General features: G+C 40.0%; 12 protein-coding genes. 5 read left to right on the forward strand and 7 right to left on the reverse strand.

The annotated features are described in order from the left end of the window. Positions 1-67: 67 nt before the first annotated feature. The 7 genes from ZA05_RS09845 to ZA05_RS09875 form a co-directional block, all read right to left on the reverse strand. A complete protein-coding gene (locus ZA05_RS09845) occupies positions 68-2,443 on the reverse strand; it encodes a glycoside hydrolase family 127 protein (RefSeq protein ID WP_053991520.1) in 2,376 nt (791 codons plus the stop codon). A gap of 1 nt (position 2,444) precedes the next feature. Next, the gene (locus ZA05_RS09850) at positions 2,445-3,440 is read right to left on the reverse strand and encodes an arabinan endo-1,5-alpha-L-arabinosidase (RefSeq protein ID WP_053991521.1); all 996 of its coding nucleotides are present in this window, start codon (positions 3,438-3,440) and stop codon (positions 2,445-2,447) included. A gap of 4 nt (positions 3,441-3,444) precedes the next feature. After that, positions 3,445-4,452, reverse strand: a complete 1,008-nt coding sequence (locus tag ZA05_RS09855) for a glycoside hydrolase family 43 protein (protein WP_082333735.1) — start codon at positions 4,450-4,452, stop codon at positions 3,445-3,447. A gap of 101 nt (positions 4,453-4,553) precedes the next feature. Next, positions 4,554-6,131, reverse strand: coding sequence for an arabinan endo-1,5-alpha-L-arabinosidase (locus ZA05_RS09860; RefSeq protein ID WP_231632474.1), 1,578 nt, complete (start codon positions 6,129-6,131; stop codon positions 4,554-4,556). Between the two features lie 33 nt (positions 6,132-6,164). Then, a complete protein-coding gene (locus ZA05_RS09865) occupies positions 6,165-7,715 on the reverse strand; it encodes an alpha-N-arabinofuranosidase (RefSeq protein WP_053991523.1) in 1,551 nt (516 codons plus the stop codon). A 78-nt stretch (positions 7,716-7,793) separates the two neighbouring features. Then, positions 7,794-9,359, reverse strand: coding sequence for a RagB/SusD family nutrient uptake outer membrane protein (locus ZA05_RS09870; RefSeq protein WP_053991524.1), 1,566 nt, complete (start codon positions 9,357-9,359; stop codon positions 7,794-7,796). 19 nt (positions 9,360-9,378) lie between these two features. Continuing rightward, a complete protein-coding gene (locus tag ZA05_RS09875; protein WP_082333736.1) occupies positions 9,379-12,432 on the reverse strand; it encodes a TonB-dependent receptor in 3,054 nt (1,017 codons plus the stop codon). A 243-nt stretch (positions 12,433-12,675) separates the two neighbouring features. Here ZA05_RS09875 and ZA05_RS09880 point away from each other — a divergent pair, with 243 nt between their 5' ends. From ZA05_RS09880 to ZA05_RS09900, 5 genes are all read left to right on the forward strand, one after another. Further along, positions 12,676-13,365 (forward strand): NUDIX domain-containing protein, encoded by a 690-nt coding sequence (locus ZA05_RS09880; protein WP_053991526.1) that lies wholly within the window; start codon positions 12,676-12,678, stop codon positions 13,363-13,365. Positions 13,366-13,727: 362 nt separating this feature from the next. Then, positions 13,728-14,471 (forward strand): hypothetical protein, encoded by a 744-nt coding sequence (locus ZA05_RS09885; RefSeq protein ID WP_053991527.1) that lies wholly within the window; start codon positions 13,728-13,730, stop codon positions 14,469-14,471. A 207-nt stretch (positions 14,472-14,678) separates the two neighbouring features. Continuing rightward, positions 14,679-15,905 (forward strand): glycoside hydrolase family 88 protein, encoded by a 1,227-nt coding sequence (locus ZA05_RS09890; RefSeq protein WP_053991528.1) that lies wholly within the window; start codon positions 14,679-14,681, stop codon positions 15,903-15,905. Between the two features lie 13 nt (positions 15,906-15,918). After that, positions 15,919-17,226, forward strand: coding sequence for a BNR repeat-containing protein (locus tag ZA05_RS09895; RefSeq protein WP_053991529.1), 1,308 nt, complete (start codon positions 15,919-15,921; stop codon positions 17,224-17,226). A gap of 11 nt (positions 17,227-17,237) precedes the next feature. Continuing rightward, positions 17,238-19,253 carry a DUF2264 domain-containing protein gene (locus ZA05_RS09900; protein ID WP_053991530.1) on the forward strand — a complete coding sequence of 672 codons (2,016 nt, stop codon included), beginning with the start codon at positions 17,238-17,240 and terminating at the stop codon, positions 19,251-19,253.

Genomic DNA, 19,253 nt, shown 5'->3' on the forward strand with positions numbered 1-19,253 from the left:
TGCTATTTCTAGCAGTGAGGGACAATTTTCATTGAACTCTATTAGCAATTATTTTTTATTTTTCTTTTTACTTCTCTGATTGTGAAGCCGAAATACGCATTAAACGTACCCCATAAATCCCTGCGGTGGTCGAATTTTCATCGGCTTGAAAACGCACCTCCAAAAGTTCGTTGTCTTTCACAAGACTTTCTGGAAGCTCATAATCCACTTCAAAAAACGTATTGCCTTTATTTCCTGTTAGTTTAGTATTGGCAATAGTCTGTCCATTCACACTAATCTTAAAATTCCTATTAGCGTCCAACCCAAAATAGGTGATGCGTAAGGCTTTGGCTTCAGCCTCCTTATTTTTCAGCTCGTAACTAAACCAACCTGATGCATCGCGCCAGTGACGGTTTTGGTTCACTCCAGAATTGGAACGCTCTGATTTAAAACCATGATCTGACTCCGGTTGCTGTTCTCCAGGTGCGACATAGTCCAAAGTGATGGAACGCAAATAGGCTTCGGCTTTCTCCTTTTCAGCCAACTCCTGTTGCATTTGCTCTAGGCCTTCAGGTGTTTCATTTTTTAAATAAATAGCATAGCGCTTTTCATGGATTTTATAAAATGGCTGAAGAACCAAATCCTTATAGGCTTCAGGATAAACAAGGCCTTCCACTGTAAATTGAAGCGGCTTTCCTTGAACCGGATTTATTTTCGATAGGATATTCTCTCCTTTTTTTGCTAAAAACATTGGGGCTTCCGTCATTGGTAAAAACGGGCCATGGGCAATATGGCCTCCACGACTATCATCGGCAAACAAACCATCTTGATGGTCCTCTCCCGTTACCGCAGCCAATACAATAGGCCCATATTTTACAGACACATAACCTGACTGATCAGGGATTTGCTCCAAACTTAAATGCATCGGCAATTCCATGGTGATGCGGTCACCTGATTTCCATTTTCTATAAATTGGAATATAAGAACCAGGAGTTCCTTCAACCTCCATAGATTTTCCATTCACCGAAATCTTTAAAGCTCCAGCTGCCACCCATTGCGGATATCGCAACATCAAGGTAGCTTTTCTTGCTTTTTTACTCTCCCAAAGCAAAGTTGTAGAACCTTCCTCCGGAAAGTTGGTTTCTTGTGTAATGTTAGCCTGTTGCGCTTCCCAATTTACTTTGGAAGGCATGAAAAGATTCACGTAAAGTGTATCTTCGGTTTTGGCATAAATCAGTTCATTGTATTTAGTATGATTTTCCATTCCAGAGCCCACACAACACCAAAAACTGGTTTCCGGTTGCGAGTACACGCGGTAATGCCCCGGACGCATTGGTGTGAAATACACAAAACCTCCCTTAGGATTTTGAGAGGACAAAATATGATTGTAAAGACCTCGTTCGTAAAAATCGATATACGCTTCGTTGGCGGTATCCTCAAACAAAAGCTTGCTCAACTTTAGCATATTGTAGGTGTTACAGGTCTCAGGTCCCTCTTGACTACTTAGCACATCGCTAAAATCATCGATTGGGTTAAAATGTTCCCGAACACTGTTCCCGCCTATGCTTAGAGTGCGCTCCTTAGTAACATTGTTGTAAAAGTTGAAAGCTGCATCATGGTAAGTAGCGTCATGATCTAACTGTGAAATACGCTCGAACCCTATAAATTTTGGAATCTGCGTATTGGCATGCATGCCTGTTAAAATATCTTTGTTTTCTGCCAGTGGCTCTAACAAGGCTTTTTCTGAAAAGCGCTTTGCCAACTGCAAATATTTTGTTTCCCCTGTAATGTGGTACAGCTCTGCGAAAACTTCATTCAATCCCCCATGTTCGGAACGCAACACATCTTGTACCTGCGCCTCAGATAGGTTTTTGGTAACTCCAATAAACCAATCGGTCAAATCTATCAACATGGTTTTGGCTTGAGGTTTTTGGGCATATACCCAAGCATCCTTTAAGCCTGCAAAGGTTTTATGGATGTTATAAAGTGGGACCCATTTATCGTTCAAACTGAAACTTCCTGCATTGATGTGTCCATTTTCAATTTCGGACCATAGGGCTTTACTGCCTGGGATTCCACCAATGTACCCATTGCCGTTTGCCTGTTGTACATTGTGCAATTCGAACAGCACATAATCTATCAATTCGTTGGCTTTTGCGTCATTTGTGGAGGCGTAATACATGGACAAAGCCGACAAATAATGCCCGAAGGTATGGCCATCCAATCCTGTATTTTCCCAATTGGTATAAGATGGCGCTTTAGGCTCCAAACCTGCTTCCCTAAGAAATGGCGACAGCAATCTATCTGGGTTTAACTGTTGTATATAATTAAAATCAGTTTCTGCGGCTTCCTTAAATACACCGGAAGTCACAGAAACTTGATTTAAGGGGAATAGGTTTACCGCTTCTTGTGCCGTAGCAGTAAGCGTGCAAATAATTCCCAAACTTGCTATTAATGATTTCATGTTAATCTAGTACATTGTCTTTTAGACTTGGCCATAAATTGGCATCCCATTGCAATTCAGAAACTCGAAGTTTAGGCAAACCTTTATCAGAGGCATCATAACCATGGAAGAAAATATAATCCTTGCCATTGAAGGCATACACACTATTATGCCCGGCGCCATACCACTTCTCATTGCCTTCAAGCACCAAAGTTCCGCCTCCTTCATTTAAGGACTTACCGTCTCTATCTACATAAGGCCCCGTCACTGTTTTGGAGCGTCCAACCACCACTTTATAGGTGCTGTTTTCTCCGCGACAGCAATAGTCCCAAGACAGGAACTGATAGTAATAATCCCCTTTTTTGAAAATGAACGGACCTTCCAAAGCGGCATCGCCTGCATCAGCATCTTCTTTTTCAAATGAACGCTCGCGACGCGCAATGGTATACCATTCTTCAGGTTCTGCAAGTGATTTTAAATCTTGTGCCATTTTCACCATTTTGAGCCCTCCCCAAAACGACCCAAAAGCCATCCAAGGCGTTCCTTGTTCGTCAAAGATTAAATTAGGGTCAATGGCATTCCAATAATCCCTATTTGGTACAGACTGAATGACAATTCCTTGATCTTCCCATTTGTAATTTTTATCCTTAGGATTTAAGGTCGTATTTGTTACCAAACCTATTGCGGACGTATTTTTTCCAAAAGCAGAAATGGAATAATACAAATAGTAGGTACCCTTGTGCAATGTAATATCTGGCGCCCAAATATGTCCATTGAATCCAGGCGCTACCTCTTTAGCCCATTTTGGATTTACAGCAAATACAGGATCGGCCTGCGTCCATATTTTTAAATCCTTGGACGTAAAACTGGTAATACCAGGCCCGGTACAGAACAGATAATAGGTATCTCCTTGCTTGGCTATGACAGGATCATGGGTAATGGGCTTATCTGTTTGGGCCAATACCGCCATCCCTGTCAACAAAGCAAAGACTGCTACAGATTGCTTTATAAATTTCATAACTCTATTTTTGAATTCCTTCGGAAGTCATTATTACACGTTGCAGCGTGCCATCTTGATTATAGTTTAGCTCATCGATACACACCGATCTTCTAAAGCTTCCTCCGTTAGGATTGATTCCTCCCGTATGGTAGATGAAATAATCCTTTCCTTTATACTCTATAATCGCTTGGTGGTTGGTATTGCTATTACCTGCCAACTCATTTAAGATTCCTTTGTATTCCCATGGTCCAGTAACTGACTTACTCATTGCATACACAATTTTTTCCGGGAATTCAGAGGCGTACGATAAATAATACCAATCGCCTTTTTTATGAATCCAAGGTGCTTCGGTAAACTTAGGCACATCAATCACGTGGATTGGCCCGTCAAGTTCCACCATATTCTCCTTTAATTTGGCATACTTACAAACGGTATTTCCCCAAAATAAATAAGCCTGACCGTCATCATCGATAATTACCGACGGATCAATATCATCCCAAGAAATATCTGAATGCCTTGTCATATCGTTGGTCACCAAAGCTTTTCCTAGGGCATCCTTAAAAGGTCCTATAGGAGAATCGGCCACTGCCACTCCAACCGCTTTTCCTGGATGGGTATCATCATGTTCTACAGTAACATACCAATAGAATTTTCCGTTACGTTCGATTACCTGAGCAGCCCAAGCATCGCCTTTGGCCCATTTAAAATCTGAAGGTTTTAATGGTACCGGATGCTCCTGCCAATCTACCATATTCGTAGATGAATACACCAACCATTCATTCATTCTATAGAAATGAAAATCGTTTGGCGCTTCATCATGGCCAGCATATAAATACACCGTTCCATCGTGCACCAAAGCAGCAGGATCTGCTGTAAACTTATCTTTAATAATTGGGTTATTGATTTGTAATGGTGCTTTTGCAACCTCTTTTTCAGAAGGTGTCACCTCAGCAATTTCCACAGTATTATTCTGTTCTTTGCATGACATGAACAAGGCCACTCCCAAGGTCAATGCTATACTATATTTCATCTGTTCGATTTTATTTCAATTGTCAGATGGAACTTTATATGATTTTTGATACTTCATCAGTTGGTTAAGCATCTAAAAATTCATAGTCGTTTCATCATTATTTAATTTATTTTTTTTGCCCAAATAGGCTTTCCATCAACGGTTAAACCGGAATATGAAATGGTCACCCCTCTTGGAGAGGCCTCCCAATCCCACGCATCGAATAACTTACACTCATTATCATTTATAGTAAGTGTATTAGTATCTGTATCCAAGCTCCATGTTCCTGAAACAGCGCCAGACAAAGTTCCATTGCTGTTAAACACGATGGTTTCTGACGTTTGCATTACCTGATATTGATAGTCCATTGTTATTTGTTCCCAAATTCCAGAAATGTCCTCGGCAGTAATTTCGGTTTCAGGAACGGCGGCATATCTTTCAGGAGCTACCACTGGCCATCCATCTGAAGTCCACTTTAGCTCCCTAACATGCCCCATCATCACAGCATTGGATACATTGATTCCAGGAACCCCTTCTGGCAATCTCCCTTGAGAGGAGAAATACCACTTTTGAGTAGCTTCGTCCTGAAATACGGTACAGTGTGAAATTCCAACCCATCCGGTATGATTGTTGAACTGATAAGGATGTGTTAACATTGGCCAACACTCAGCACCCTCGGATACATTCTGATTATCGATACCGAAATAAGGCCCCGTGATACTGGTAGCTCTAGCGACTCTTGTGTTGTATGCTTTAGACAGTTCGTCGTAAGCCAAAAACAGGTAATAATATCCCGTATCTGGATTGTAAATGATTTCAGCTCCTTCGGTTCCTTGCCATCTATTGGTATTTAAATTTCCACGCCCTGCTATTCTCATGCCATGATCCTCAACGGTGTCCAACTGAAATGGTTTCCCCGTAGCAGGATCTAATTGCACAGCTGCAATTCCAGTCATCCAAGAACCATAGACCAACCAATGTTCCCCTCCTGGAGTTACAATATAACTAGGGTCGATACCATTAAACTTGTAATAAGAACTCCAATCGTTGCAACTCGTTCTATAACGATCTTCAATTCCATCAGGAATGGCAGTTACTACCATACCTTTATCTTCCCATTGGTTTGAGGCTAAATCGGTAGTTTCCATCAACCCAATATAAGGACGCTCACCCCATGAGGCACATGGATCGGTTCCCTCAATTAATTCATCTACTACTATGCTATAGTACATTCTGTAAACGCCATTCACATTTTTCACACATGGTGCCCAATAGCCATAGTTGGGATTATCAATTTCAGGCAATCCCATTTGAACTCTTTTGGTATTCATGGAATCCTTCACCCACGCAGGCGCATTATCCATAGTGCTTCCCAAATATTCCCAATTCACCAAATCGGTAGAACGTCGACCATGAAAATGGCCATGTCCATCATGGGCATTTCCGTAGGACGCGTCGGTTTGGTACATGTAAAAATAATTGTCTTGCTTTACTACTGTTGGATCATGCACATTGGCCAAGTTCCAATTGCTTCTATTGGACCACGAGGAAATAGGCGTGTAATTATCAGAGTAAGTTGGACCATCAAAGGTATTGCCTATTGGGTCATCATCTGTAGGATCTACCCCTCCTCCGGGATCTTCTGTGGTGCTGTCATCTTTGGAACAGCCATAGGCCGTTCCTAAGATCAACAGTATCATAAATATTCTTTTAATAGTTATCATGACTCTATATTATTTTGCTTCCAATACTACTACAGATAAAGCAGGAACCGTTATCTGAAGCTTCCCTTTCTTCAATTTGAAATCCTTAAATGCTACTGGAGCAATTTTATTAGGATTGTCAAAAGAGTTATAATCGTGTACATCGGAAGAGGTCAATACCATACCGGATACATTTTTAATCTTCAATGCATCAACATCAATACTGATCGTATGTTCTTTTGTAGGATCAATGTTCACCAAAGAAATGTGCTTTTCATTTGCTTCATTATACGATGCTGAAATAGAAACAGCTGGCAATGATTGTCCATCCAAAGTATATTGCGGCGATGTAAATGATACAGGAATCAACGTAGCATCTTGGTGTACATTGTACATTTTCATAACGTGGTAGGTTGGAGTCAATAGCATCTTGTTACCTTCCGTTAAGATAACTGCTTGCAATACATTTACAGTCTGTGCAAGGTTGGCCACCTTTACTCTATCGGCCCAGTTATTGAAGATATTCAAGGTTACCCCAGCAATCATGGCGTCACGCATCGTATTTTGTTGGTACAATACACCTTTATCTTTGGCTTCACCATCATACCAGCCTCCCCATTCGTCAACGACCAAGGCAATTTCATGTTCGGCATCATACTTATCCATGATAGCAGTATGCTTCGTTATTAGCTCGTCCATTTTTATGGCCTCTTGCATAATTTTGAAGTATTGTGCATCTGTAAAGGATTTGTCCGGCCCTTTATCTCCCCAATCCAACACACAATAGTGGTGCAATGCCACACCATCAATTAAGTTCTTTGGAATATCTCTCATCAACACTTCAGTCCAATGGTAATCTTCGCTGTTAGCTCCAGAAGCCACTCTAAACAACGCGTTGCTATTGGTCCAATCGGTCATGAAGGTTGCATACTTTCTATACACATCTGCATAGTATTCTGGGCGCATGTTACCACCACAACCCCACATTTCATTTCCTACACCCCAAATTCTAACATTCCATGGTTTTTCACGACCATTTTCACGTCTTAATTTAGCCATAGGGCTGATACCGTCATGGTTTACATATTGTAACCACTCAGCAAATTCTTGAACCGTTCCACTACCTACATTGGCAGCCAAATATGGTTCAGCGTTTAAAGCTTCACATAAATTAAGAAAGTCGTGAGTTCCAAAACTGTTATCTTCGGTAGACCCTCCCCACCATTGGTTCACAATCGTAGGTCTATCTTCTTTAGGTCCAATTCCATCTTTCCAGTGATAGGTATCTGCAAAACAGCCTCCAGGCCATCTAAGGTTAGGCACTTGCAACTCCTTAAGGGCTTCGATAATATCATTTCTTACCCCATTGGTATTTGGGATGGAGCTGTCTTCTCCCACATAAAAACCATCATAGATACAACGCCCTAAATGCTCTGCAAAATGCCCATAAATATGTTTACTGATTTGAGGAGCGTCCTCTTGTTTTGTAAGTTTTACTTCTACCGTATTTTGTGCACTAAGGGATTGCCCTAAACACAAAAATACAGCGATTAACAAAGTTGTAATGCTGTTCTTTTTCATATCATTTATTTTTTAAAGAAAGGCCGCGCGACCAGCGCGACCTTTCGTAACTGAAGACTAATTCAAAATTAACAAATATTAATATCCTGCATTTTGACCTATGGTCATTAACGGGTTATTATCCATTTCAGATTGTGGAATTGGGAAATATTCTCTTCCAGACACATAACTATTAAATTCTGGATCTCTAGATTTCAACCATTCCAATTTCGCTGAATCCTCAAGCCATCCCCAACGACGGATATCGTCGAAACGGTGCCCTTCCAAAGGAAACTCCAAGAAACGTTCGTGTGCAATTTGGTCGCGCATTTGCTGTTGGCTCATGCCTGGACTTACAGTTGCCAAATCAGGCAAATTTACACGGTCTCTTACTTGTTGGATATAAGGATACGCTGCATCGGTTTGTCCCAATTCATTCAAACACTCGGCATACATCAACAACACATCGGCATAACGCATGATACGCTCGTTGATTCCTGATCTCCAATCGTATTCATCAGGTCTGCTTCCATCTGAATTTTGATATTTGGCACAGTAAATTTCATTTAAGAAAGATTCATTTCCTGCATAGTGCACTGCAAATTCCACACCATACAACATCATTCCTGGTTTGTTGTAGAACATCGTTGCATCCAATCTTGGATCAACCTCACCATCTACTGTCAATTCCTCTTGGTACTCATTAAATAAAGTCCAGGTTGGCTGTGCATCTGTAAATCCAAAGGTAGGCGGTCCATAAGTAATGGCTCTTGCAGAAGTTTTCCCCCAACCAGATGCTGGTGCACCTCCCCATGAAAGATCTACACCTCCAACATCTCTGTTGAATTGTACTTCAAAAATGGATTCCACATTGTTTTCATTCACCTCTGTGAAGTTATCACTATAATCCGGTACTAAATCATAAACACCAAATCCAATAACTTGTTCAAAGGCTGTTTTTGCTTCTGCAAATTCTTGGTTAAACAAGTGTGCTTTTCCTAAGTAGGCCAAAGCAGCCCCTTTAGTGGCACGCCCTTTTTGACCTTGATCTGGCCCAGATACATCATCATAAGACACTGGTAACAAACTGGCCGCCATTTCCAAATCGGACTTCACCTGTGCCCAACCTTCTTCTTGTGATTTTTGCTCATGGTAAACTTGAGTACTTGTTAAAGGTAGTGGTACATTTTTAAACATGTTCACGGCATGGAAAAAATATAGACCTCTCATAAAATAGGCTTGCCCTAAAATTCTATCTTTTAAAGCTGTATCTTCCATTTCAATTCCAGGTACATTCTCCAAAACTTGATTAGCCCTGTAGATACCTTGGTAATACATTTCAAAGGCCCAACCATAAATAGCTGGATCCGCGACACTACTATTAAATTTCCCAACATTTGCCATAGCTGCCCATGGAGAGTTACTTCTTGTTCCGTCACCCTTCAAATCCAATAATAAAGGAGTACTTCTCATATAGGTTCCATCGTTCAATAAGGCACCGTAAACAGCATTTACTCCTTTTAGGGCGTCATCGCCATTTTCCCAAAAGGAATCGGCAGTTTCAAAATTTGGATCTACCTGATTAAGATCCTCGTCGCTTACACAACTGGTAGCCAACACTGAGGTTGCTACTGCTATTGAATAAAATATATTTCTGGTTTTCATAATTTCAATTGTTTTCTAATTAAAAGTCTACCTGCACTCCTAAAGCCAAGGTTCTTGGGTTAGGGAAAGATCCAAATTCCGTTCCTCTATTAAACAAACCATCACTGATAAAATCAGGGTCATAACCATTATACCCAGTAATTACAAATAGGTTCTGCCCAGAAGCAAACACTCTCGCTCTTGTAAACACATTAGTTTCCAAAGGGATATTAAATCCTAGCTCCAAACTTTGTAGTCTTACAAAGTCTCCATCTTCAATAAATCTATCAGAGGCTCTGTTGTTGGCATTTGGATCCCCAATTACAGGTCTAGGGATGTTGGTATTAGTATTGTCTGGTGACCAATAATTTAGCATATCAGTATGGCTATTTCCTAAATCTCCAGCCATTAATGCTTGGTAAGTGGCGTTATAAATTTTGTGTCCAGCCGCTCCTGTGAAGAAACAAGAAAGGTCTATGTTTTTATAACGAGCACTCAAATTCAAACCAAAGTTAACTTTTGGAATTACAGTTCCTTTGAAGGTTCTATCATCATCTGTAATAAAGCCATCTCCATTAATATCTCTAAACTTCACATCCCCAGGGGCAGTATTTCCTGTTTGGTAGGCATGGTTATCGATTTCCTCTTGAGATTGAAAAATTCCTTCCGCCTCATACACGTAAATTTCACCGGCAGAACGTCCTACTTCCGTTCTTCCTACACCAACGGTAATAGGAGTATCATCCGTTCCAATTTTCTTAACCTCATTTTTCAAAGTACCAAGGTTAGCAGAAATGTTATAGCTAAAATCTTCTTTGCTATCAGCCCAGCTTAACGTAAATTCCATACCGGTATTTTGTACCGTTCCTGCATTGGTTGTCAATACAATTGGGAATGATCCTGAAGAATAAGGAATTGGCACATCAGCTAACAAATCGGTTGATTGCTTTTTAAAGTACTCTGCAGTAAACTGTAATCTGTTATTAAACATTCCGAATTCTGCCGCTACGTTCGTAGACTCGGTATCCTCCCACTTAATGTCTGGATCTACGATATCTATTACTATTGACCCAGGAGCTAATTCACTTCCAAATAAATAGCTAGCAAACGGATTGATGTTTAATGCAAATTCATATAAACCAATAGTGTTATTTCCTAACTGTCCGTAACCTCCACGGATTTTAAGAGTATTCCACCATTCTGGCAAGTTAATATCATTGTGAACCTTCCAAGCTCCAGACACAGAGAAGTAGTTACCAGTATTGTTTTGAGGTGCAAATTTTGAAGATTTATCTTGACGGAAATTCGCCTCCAATAAATATCTATCGTCGAATGAGTAATCAAAACGTCCAATATATGACTTATATGTCTCAGCGGACTCATATTCAGAGGCATTTCTATTGTCGGCATATTCTAAATGTGCAATTTCACCAGGCTCAAAACCAACCCCTCTTGCAATTAGATTATATAAATCGTTACGCTCTTGAATCATACCTCCCAACACATTGAAATTGTGCTTCTCAGCTAAAGTGAACTCATAAGTTAACAAATTATTGATAATCGTCCTAGTTGTATGTCCACTAGTTACGTCTAATGCAGATTCTTCATTTGTAGTTACATAATACCATCCCAAGTCACTTGGTGGATTGAAATATCTAGTATCCCAATTGGTACGGTCACCACTAACATTCAATCTGTATTTTAAGCCTTTCAAGATTTCGTACTCTCCCCAAATGTTTCCTACAAAACGGTTACGTTTGTTTTCATTGGTAATTAAATTATTGTATCCAATTACGTTTAGAGAGATGGCACGTTGTGCGATACCATCGGTTCCGCCGTATCCACCCAATCTGTTTTCATCGTAAACCGGCATGGTTGGGACAGCTGTCAATAAATTAATAATGGAGCTTGTTCCCGCTAAATACTCGTTGAAGTTTTCCTTATCCGATAAAGAGTAAGCTACTTTCGCGCCGTATTTAAAACGTCCTTTTTCACCATTTAAATTGATATTGGTTGAGTAACGCTCATAAGCTTGAGGTGTTTCGAAGTAACTCGTATTTTTAAAGTAGTCTAAGTTTACATTATAGCTCAAAGCTTCAGCTCCACCATTAAAGGCTAAAGTGTGGTTTTCCAAAACCCCAGTTCTAAAAGCCTCATCCTGCCAATCGGTATCCACGTCGTCAATGAACAAATCGTTGTCTGGATACACCCCTGGAGAAGTAGCAACACCCAATCCTTGCGCATTGGCATTGGTCTCAGCAACTCTCACAAGCTCTTGATACTGCTCTCTATTAGCGAGGTCATACCATCTGTTTTTGGCTACATTTTGGAAACCTAAGGTTGTTTTATAGCTAATATCCAATTTTCCTTCCTTACCTTTTTTGGTGGTGATGATCACAACCCCGTTAGCCCCACGAGCACCGTAGATAGCTGCAGAAGAGGCATCTTTCAAAATCTGGATAGATTCTATATCTCCAGTGGCGAAATCATAAGGATTATCAACAATTACTCCATCGATAACGAACAAAGGGTTGTTATTCCTAAAGGAAGTAATCCCCCTAATCTTGATGTTTACAAACCCACCAGGCTCTCCTGAAGATTGCACAGTCACCCCAGGCGCTTGCCCTTGGATCATTTTGGCAACATCATAAGTAATGGTCTTTTTAGCATCCTCTACGTCAACCACACTCACCGATCCTGTTAAGTTTTCTTTCTTTTTAGCACCATACCCTACTACAACGATTTCGTCTAGGGCTGCAACATCTTCTTCCATGGACACATTAATAACGGACTGGTCAGCTACCGTTACCTCCTTTTGTTTGTATCCTACGAAAGTAAATACCAAAACGTCACCCGTAGATGCCGTAATAGAATAATTTCCGTCAAAATCTGCCGCAGTACCGTTGGAAGTTCCCTTCACAACAATATTAACCCCGGGAAGCGTCATTCCGTCTCCGGCAGAAGTCACTGTTCCTGTAATGGTTTTTTGTTGGGCAAAACCAGTTGCCGACAACAGCACCATAATCATTACATAAAAACACTTTGGAACCTTAAGTGTCAAATGATTACCAAGTGAAAATTTGGTCGCTATCATATTAGAATAATTTAGAATTAGTTTTAAAATTTAGCTATAAGTGTCAATTATACACTTCCAAAGGAATTAAAGTTTTTTCACATAAGCAAGTTTTTTTATGATTTTTTTAAGAATTACATATTTTACTCTTATATTTATTACCGAATTAATAATTGTGTTTTTTACATTTATTAATTTCAGTTTAAATTGATTAATTGATATTTTTTTAATAAAGTTGCCTTGGCAATGCTCAAATAATTTTAAATGCTCAATAACTATAGTAAAGAAGACAAAGTTCTTTTAGCAGTCGACTGCATCATTTTTGGATTTGATAAAGACAAGCTAAAGATCTTGCTCATTAAGAGGGATTTTGAGCCCGAAAAAGGAAAATGGTCGCTTATTGGAGGGTTCTTAAAAAAGGAAGAAAACTTGGATGACGCCGCCAACAGAGTCTTGGAACACCTTACCGGGCTTGACGAAGTCTATCTGGAACAATTTTTCACCTATAGTGAAGTGGATCGTGACCCCGAGGAACGCACCATTTCGGTAGCTTATTATGCCTTGATCAATATTGAAGACCATGATGAAGAACTCATAGAACAATATTCAGCAAAATGGTTTAGCATTGATAAAATCCCAAACCTAATTTTTGACCACAACGAAATGGTGGACCAAGCCATTAAGCGTCTACAATACAGAGCCTCTACCAAACCTATCGGATTTGAACTCCTACCGGAAAAGTTTACCATGAGACAACTGCAAAAACTCTATGAATCTATTTTGGACACAGATTTGGACAAGCGAAATTTCATCAGTAAAATCAACGCCTTGGATATCTTGATCAAATTGGATGAAAAGGACATGGAGTCCTCCAGAAAAGGCTCTTACCTCCATAGGTTCGACAAAGAAAAATACGACAAGAAAACTCATGAGGGTTTCATTTTTAAGATCTAAAACAAAAAAAGGAGGCTTACAGCCTCCTTTTTTTTTATCCCATCCCACGTCTCACAAAAACCACCAACACAATATATACCAAATATTTACGTTAAAAACATACTAATTACCTACTCCTGTTTTCTATTCCGCTAGAAGCCCTTAAAGACCTTACAAAAAGTTGTTTACATTGCTAAACCCTTAAAATAGATCTAACTCCAAAAGGCTCATGTAAAACACAATCATAATTGAAGTGCCCATTAGCTTTTCAACAATAGAATCATTTCTATTGTTGATTCCCCTCCAACCTCTCTAGCTATATCTTCAACGATTATGTTTTTCAACTTAGAACTTTAATAGAATCTAATATAAAATTTAAGGCCATGAAAAAAGTACTGCTATTAATTGCACTCCTCGCTAGCTTTATAGCTTGTAGTGACGACGACGATGCTTCTATCCCATCCAACACTATTCCGGATGATCTGCCAGATGTTTCTCAGGTAACTTTCACCTCTCCAACAACTATTACAAACAATTATTTTGGACCGCAAGACGTTGGAACCATCTATGTTTATGAAGCCGGTGATATTGGCGAGGATCCCGAAGAGGAAATTAGAATAGAAATAAGAGCCTCCACCAAAACCGTGATGGGAGTACCTTGCTTTATCCAACATGATGTAGTTTATATAGATGATGTTCTTATTGAAGATACAGATGATTGGATAGCCCAGGATGATGAAGGCAACCTGTGGTATTTTGGGGAATTTGTAGAAAACTATGACGAAGAAGGAAATTTTGAAGACAATGATGGCTCCTGGGAAGCGGGAATTGACGATGCACTACCCGGCTATTGGCTCCCTTTCGAACCTAGTATTGGACAAACCTATCTCCAGGAATATTGGGAAGACGAGGCCGAAGATTACGCGGAGGTCATCAGTACTGATGAAACCGTAACCATCGATTTGGGAACCTACCAAAACTGCCTAATGACCAAAGACATCAATCCCTTCGAGGGCAATGAATACGAACTAAAATATTATGCTCCAGGGATTGGTTTAATCAAAGAGGAAAAGTACGAAGGTGGGGTATTGGTAGAAATTGCACAACTTATAGAAATCATAGAATAAGACAGCATTTATGACCCAATACAATTTATTAAAAATTTATCCCAATAGCACCTTGGCACCCACATAGCAACAACTAGCAATACGTGGGTGTCTTTTTATACAAATAGTAAGTCTACTGATACCATAAAAAACCCGTAGTTTTGTAGGACAACAGGGCTTAAAAGAGATATAGCCAAGTTGCAAAATAAACCTCTCACCCGAAATTAAATGAAAATCAAAAATCGATTAGCCCCATACCACCTGATAAGTTTCAGCTTAATAGTTAGCCTTATCTCCTGCAAAACGGAAAACAAAAAACCTCAGCAATCAGAAACTAACTGGGCTGAGCAGCATTTGGAAATGGCAGCCAACAATTACAAAACCCTTTCCAAAAACGTTCCTGTCAACCAATTTCCCACTACTTATACCAACGATACTCTTAGATTTAGTGACTCCGGTTGGTGGTGCAGTGGTTTTTACCCAGGTACTTTGGTGTATTTATTTGAAGGTACTCAAGATTCCATGTTTCTTAAAACAGCCGAAACAAAATTGACAGAACTTGAAAAAGAACAATACAATATCACCACCCACGATTTAGGATTTATGATGTTCTGCAGTTTTGGCAATGCTTATCAAGTAACGCACAATCCTGAATATGCCGAAATCCTCAAAAATGCATCACAATCCATAAGCTCTCGTTTCAATCCAAAAACGGGAACTATCCGCTCTTGGGATCCCGCACCGTGGAATGACAAATGGGAATACCCTGTAATCATTGACAATATGATGAACTTGGAAATGCTTCTTTGGGCAGGGAAACATTTCACCAACGATCAATTTACCGAAGTAGCCTTAACACATGCCGATACTACCCTAAAAAACCATTTCCGTAAAGATTTTAGCAGTTACCATGTTGTCTCCTACGATACCATTTCAGGAAATGTTGAAATGAAAAATACCGATCAAGGCTATGCCGATGAATCTTCTTGGGCACGAGGACAAGCCTGGGGATTGTATGGCTACACCACCATGTACCGATATACCAAAGACCAAAAGTATTTAGAACATGCCATGGGTATTGCTGACTTTATTGTGAACCACCCCAACCTTCCTGAAGATAAAATTCCGTATTGGGATTTTGACGCTCCCAATATTCCAAATGCCAAAAGAGACGCCTCGGCTGCGGCTATCATGGCTTCTGCCTTTTTAGAACTCAAAAACTACGCTTCGCAAGACAAAGCCAAAATCTACTTCAACACTGGCGAACAAATGCTCAAAAGCCTTTCTTCTCCTGAATATTTTGCATCTCAAGGTGAACAAGGCGGCTTTATCATCAAACATTGTGTTGGGAATATGCCTGATAATACCGAAGTTGACGTTCCCCTCTCCTATTCCGACTATTATTACGTGGAAGCTCTTTTAAGATATTTAAACAAAATAGAACCCATCAATTAGACATCAGGTAATCATGTTAAAACATACGTTTTCCTATCTTTTACTTTTTCTTCTAGCGGCTTCTTGCCACAAAACTTCGTTCCAAAAACCTTTAGAAACCAACATCTCGAAGGTTGGTGAAGGATGGGCCAAAAATTCTATCAACACGGTTATTTTTAGAAAAAATTCTTTAGTAACGCACAACAAACACCAGTACATTGCTTACTATAATCCAGAAGGCCATGTGGTATTGGGAAAAAGACTCCTAAAATCCAGCCAATGGGAAACCTTCGTCACTCCTTACACTGCCCATGTAGAAGATGCCCATAACTCCATCAGCATTATGGTGGATGGTGATGGCTTTTTACATGTGGCTTGGGGCAACCACAACAATCAGCTTAACTATGCGAAAAGCCTACATCCCAATTCTTTGGAACTTGGCAAGAAAAAACCAATGTTAAGAGATAAAGAGCAACAGGTCAGTTACCCTGAATTCTACGCCTTACAAGATGGCAACCTCCTTTTTTTCTATAGAGATGGAGGTTCAGGGAACGGCAATCTTGTCATCAACTATTACAACACCCAAACTCAAACTTGGCACAGGGTACAGGATAATCTGATAGATGGAGAAGGTTTAAGAAATGCCTATTGGCAGGCCTATGTAGACAAAAATGACCAAATTCATATTTCCTGGGTTTGGAGAGAAAGTCCCGATGTCGCTAGCAATCACGATTTGGCTTACGCAACTTCCAAAGATGGTGGCAAAACCTGGCAAAAATCGACAGGAGAAATTTACCAACTTCCTATTACAGAAAGTTCTGCTGAAGTGATCGAAAACATTCCTCAAAACAGCGAGCTTATCAACCAAACTTCCATGACCTCAGACAAGCATGGCAATCCTTTCATTGTTAGTTATTGGCGTGAAGCAGATAGCGAGATTCCGCAATTCCATCTCATCTACAAAACAGACCAATGGCAAACTGTCGATTTAGGTTTCAGAAAAACACCTTTTAGTTTAAGCGGACTAGGCACGAAATCCATCCCTATTTCCAGACCTCAAATAGTAGCAACCGACTCTAAAGACATCATTGTTGTATTCAGGGATGAAGAGCGCGGTAGCAAAGTATCCATTGCCTATAACACATTTCCATTTGATACCACCTGGAAAATTTTGGATGTAACAGAGGACTCTTACGAAGCTTGGGAACCAACTTTAGACACGGAACTTTGGAAAAGTTCAAAAACACTGAGTTTGTTTTTACAAAAAACCTATCAAGTAGACGGAGAAGGCTTATCCAACATTCAGGAAAGTGATGTTGAGGTTTTAGACTGGCAACCTTAAAAAATAAAACGGTGAGAATCATATTTACACTAATAGCACTCCTTTTAACAGCGAATTTCACTAGACTAAATGCCCAAAGCAACCAAAAGACAGCGGCTGTTTTTCAAATTGACCAACCTGATTACAGTCAGAGTCCCTATACCGGAATGACCAAACAACACTGGAGAGATGCCGCATTATACATATTGGAAGGCGCCTTTTCATACATCAATTCCTATGAAGACCCGATGAAGTTCCCCAAATTACCAGGTAAAAGCTACCCGCATAACGAAGACCAGGTACCAACGGAAAAGCTAGAAGGCTTATGCCGTACGTTGTTTGTAGCAGCACCACTTTTAAAGGAAAATCCCTCCTTACAGGTTAATGGCCTTGATGTAGCAAAATACTACCGCCTTCAAATTTTAAATTTACTGGATCCTTCTAAGGCCTCCTATATTCCACCTAGAACCCAAGATCAGGGCCCCTCTCAAATTCTCGTTGAATTTGGAGCGCTGGCCATTTCACTTTTTGTAGCACCGGAGGCCATTTGGGAACCATTGTCCCAAGAGCAAAAAAACACCTTAGCCTATACCATGCTTAGCTATGGGAATGGACCAACTGTACCTTCCAACTGGAGGTTTTTCAACATTTTTGTAATGAGTTTTTTCAAAGATCAAGGATACCCCATAAACGAGGAATTATTAACCGAATATTTAAATCTATCCCTAGATCAATACCGTGCGGATGGTTGGTATAATGACGCTCCTGCCTATGATTATTACAGTATGTGGGCCTTTCAGCTTTACGGTATTTTATGGTCTGAATTTTACGGACAGAAGTACCTTCCAGAGATTGCAGCAAAGTTCACCAGCAATTTTTCAGACATGACCGATAATTATCCTTATCTGTTTTCAGAAAATGGTGAAATGATCATGTATGGCAGAAGCATCAGCTACCGGTTTGCGTCTATTAGCCCGCTACCCTTTTTCGGAACCTTGGAAAATGAAGACATTAATTATGGTTGGATGCGCAGAATCTCCTCAGGCGTGCTAATGCAGTTTTTGTTCAACCCAGAATTTCTGGAAGACGAAGTTCCTACTTTAGGCTTTTATGGACATTTTGAACCTGCCGTTCAAAATTACAGCTGTCGCGGCAGTGTGTATTGGATGGGCAAGGCCTTTCTTGGGCTGCTCATTCCTGATAACAATCCATTTTGGACTGCCATAGAAAACAACGGCCCTTGGGAAACCGATTTCAAAAAAGATACGGTTTACAATAAATTTCAAGAAAAGTCGAACCTCTTAATTACAGATTACCCCAATATTGGTGCTTCAGAAATACGTGCTTGGTGCCATGAAAAGGTAGCGGATGATTGGCAAAAATTCCGCTCTTCGGAAAATTACAATAAACTCTCCTACAACAGTGCCTTTCCTTGGCAAGCGGATGGAAAAAATGGAGAAATCTCCATGAACTACGCCATCAAAAACCAAAAAAATGAATGGGAAGTATTTAGACTTTACGATTTCAAAAAGTTTGAAAACGGCATTTACTATCGAGATGCAGTTTTGGAAACCGATGATACCGTTACCATGCAATTGGCCGACATTCCTTTACCAAATGGCATACTGCGTGTAGACCTTAACACAACCAGCAAACCATTGGAAATGCGTTTGGGACATTACGCCCTTCCTAAATTGGAACAGGAAATCAAATACTCAAGGAAACGCATTGATGGCCACGACATTTTGATTATGGATAATGGCGCCTACCAACTTGCCATGGTCATACTGAGTGGTTGGGACAACTTAGAATTTGTTGAAACCACAGGATTGCATCCTGTTTCCATAGAAAGTAGTGTTTTAAATGCCATTGCTCAATACTCGCCAAAAAAAGACAGCGTTTTTGCCACTTTGATGCTTTGGAAAGCATCCGATGAATCTTGGAGTAAAGAGGATTTAGTTCCTGTTAAAAATCTAAAATTGAAAAATGACCAGATCATTATCAAAATGAAAGATGGCAGCACCAAAACCTGTAAATTTTCAAATTGA

This window comes from Mangrovimonas sp. TPBH4, assembly GCF_001280505.1.
GTDB lineage: Bacteria > Bacteroidota > Bacteroidia > Flavobacteriales > Flavobacteriaceae > Mangrovimonas_A.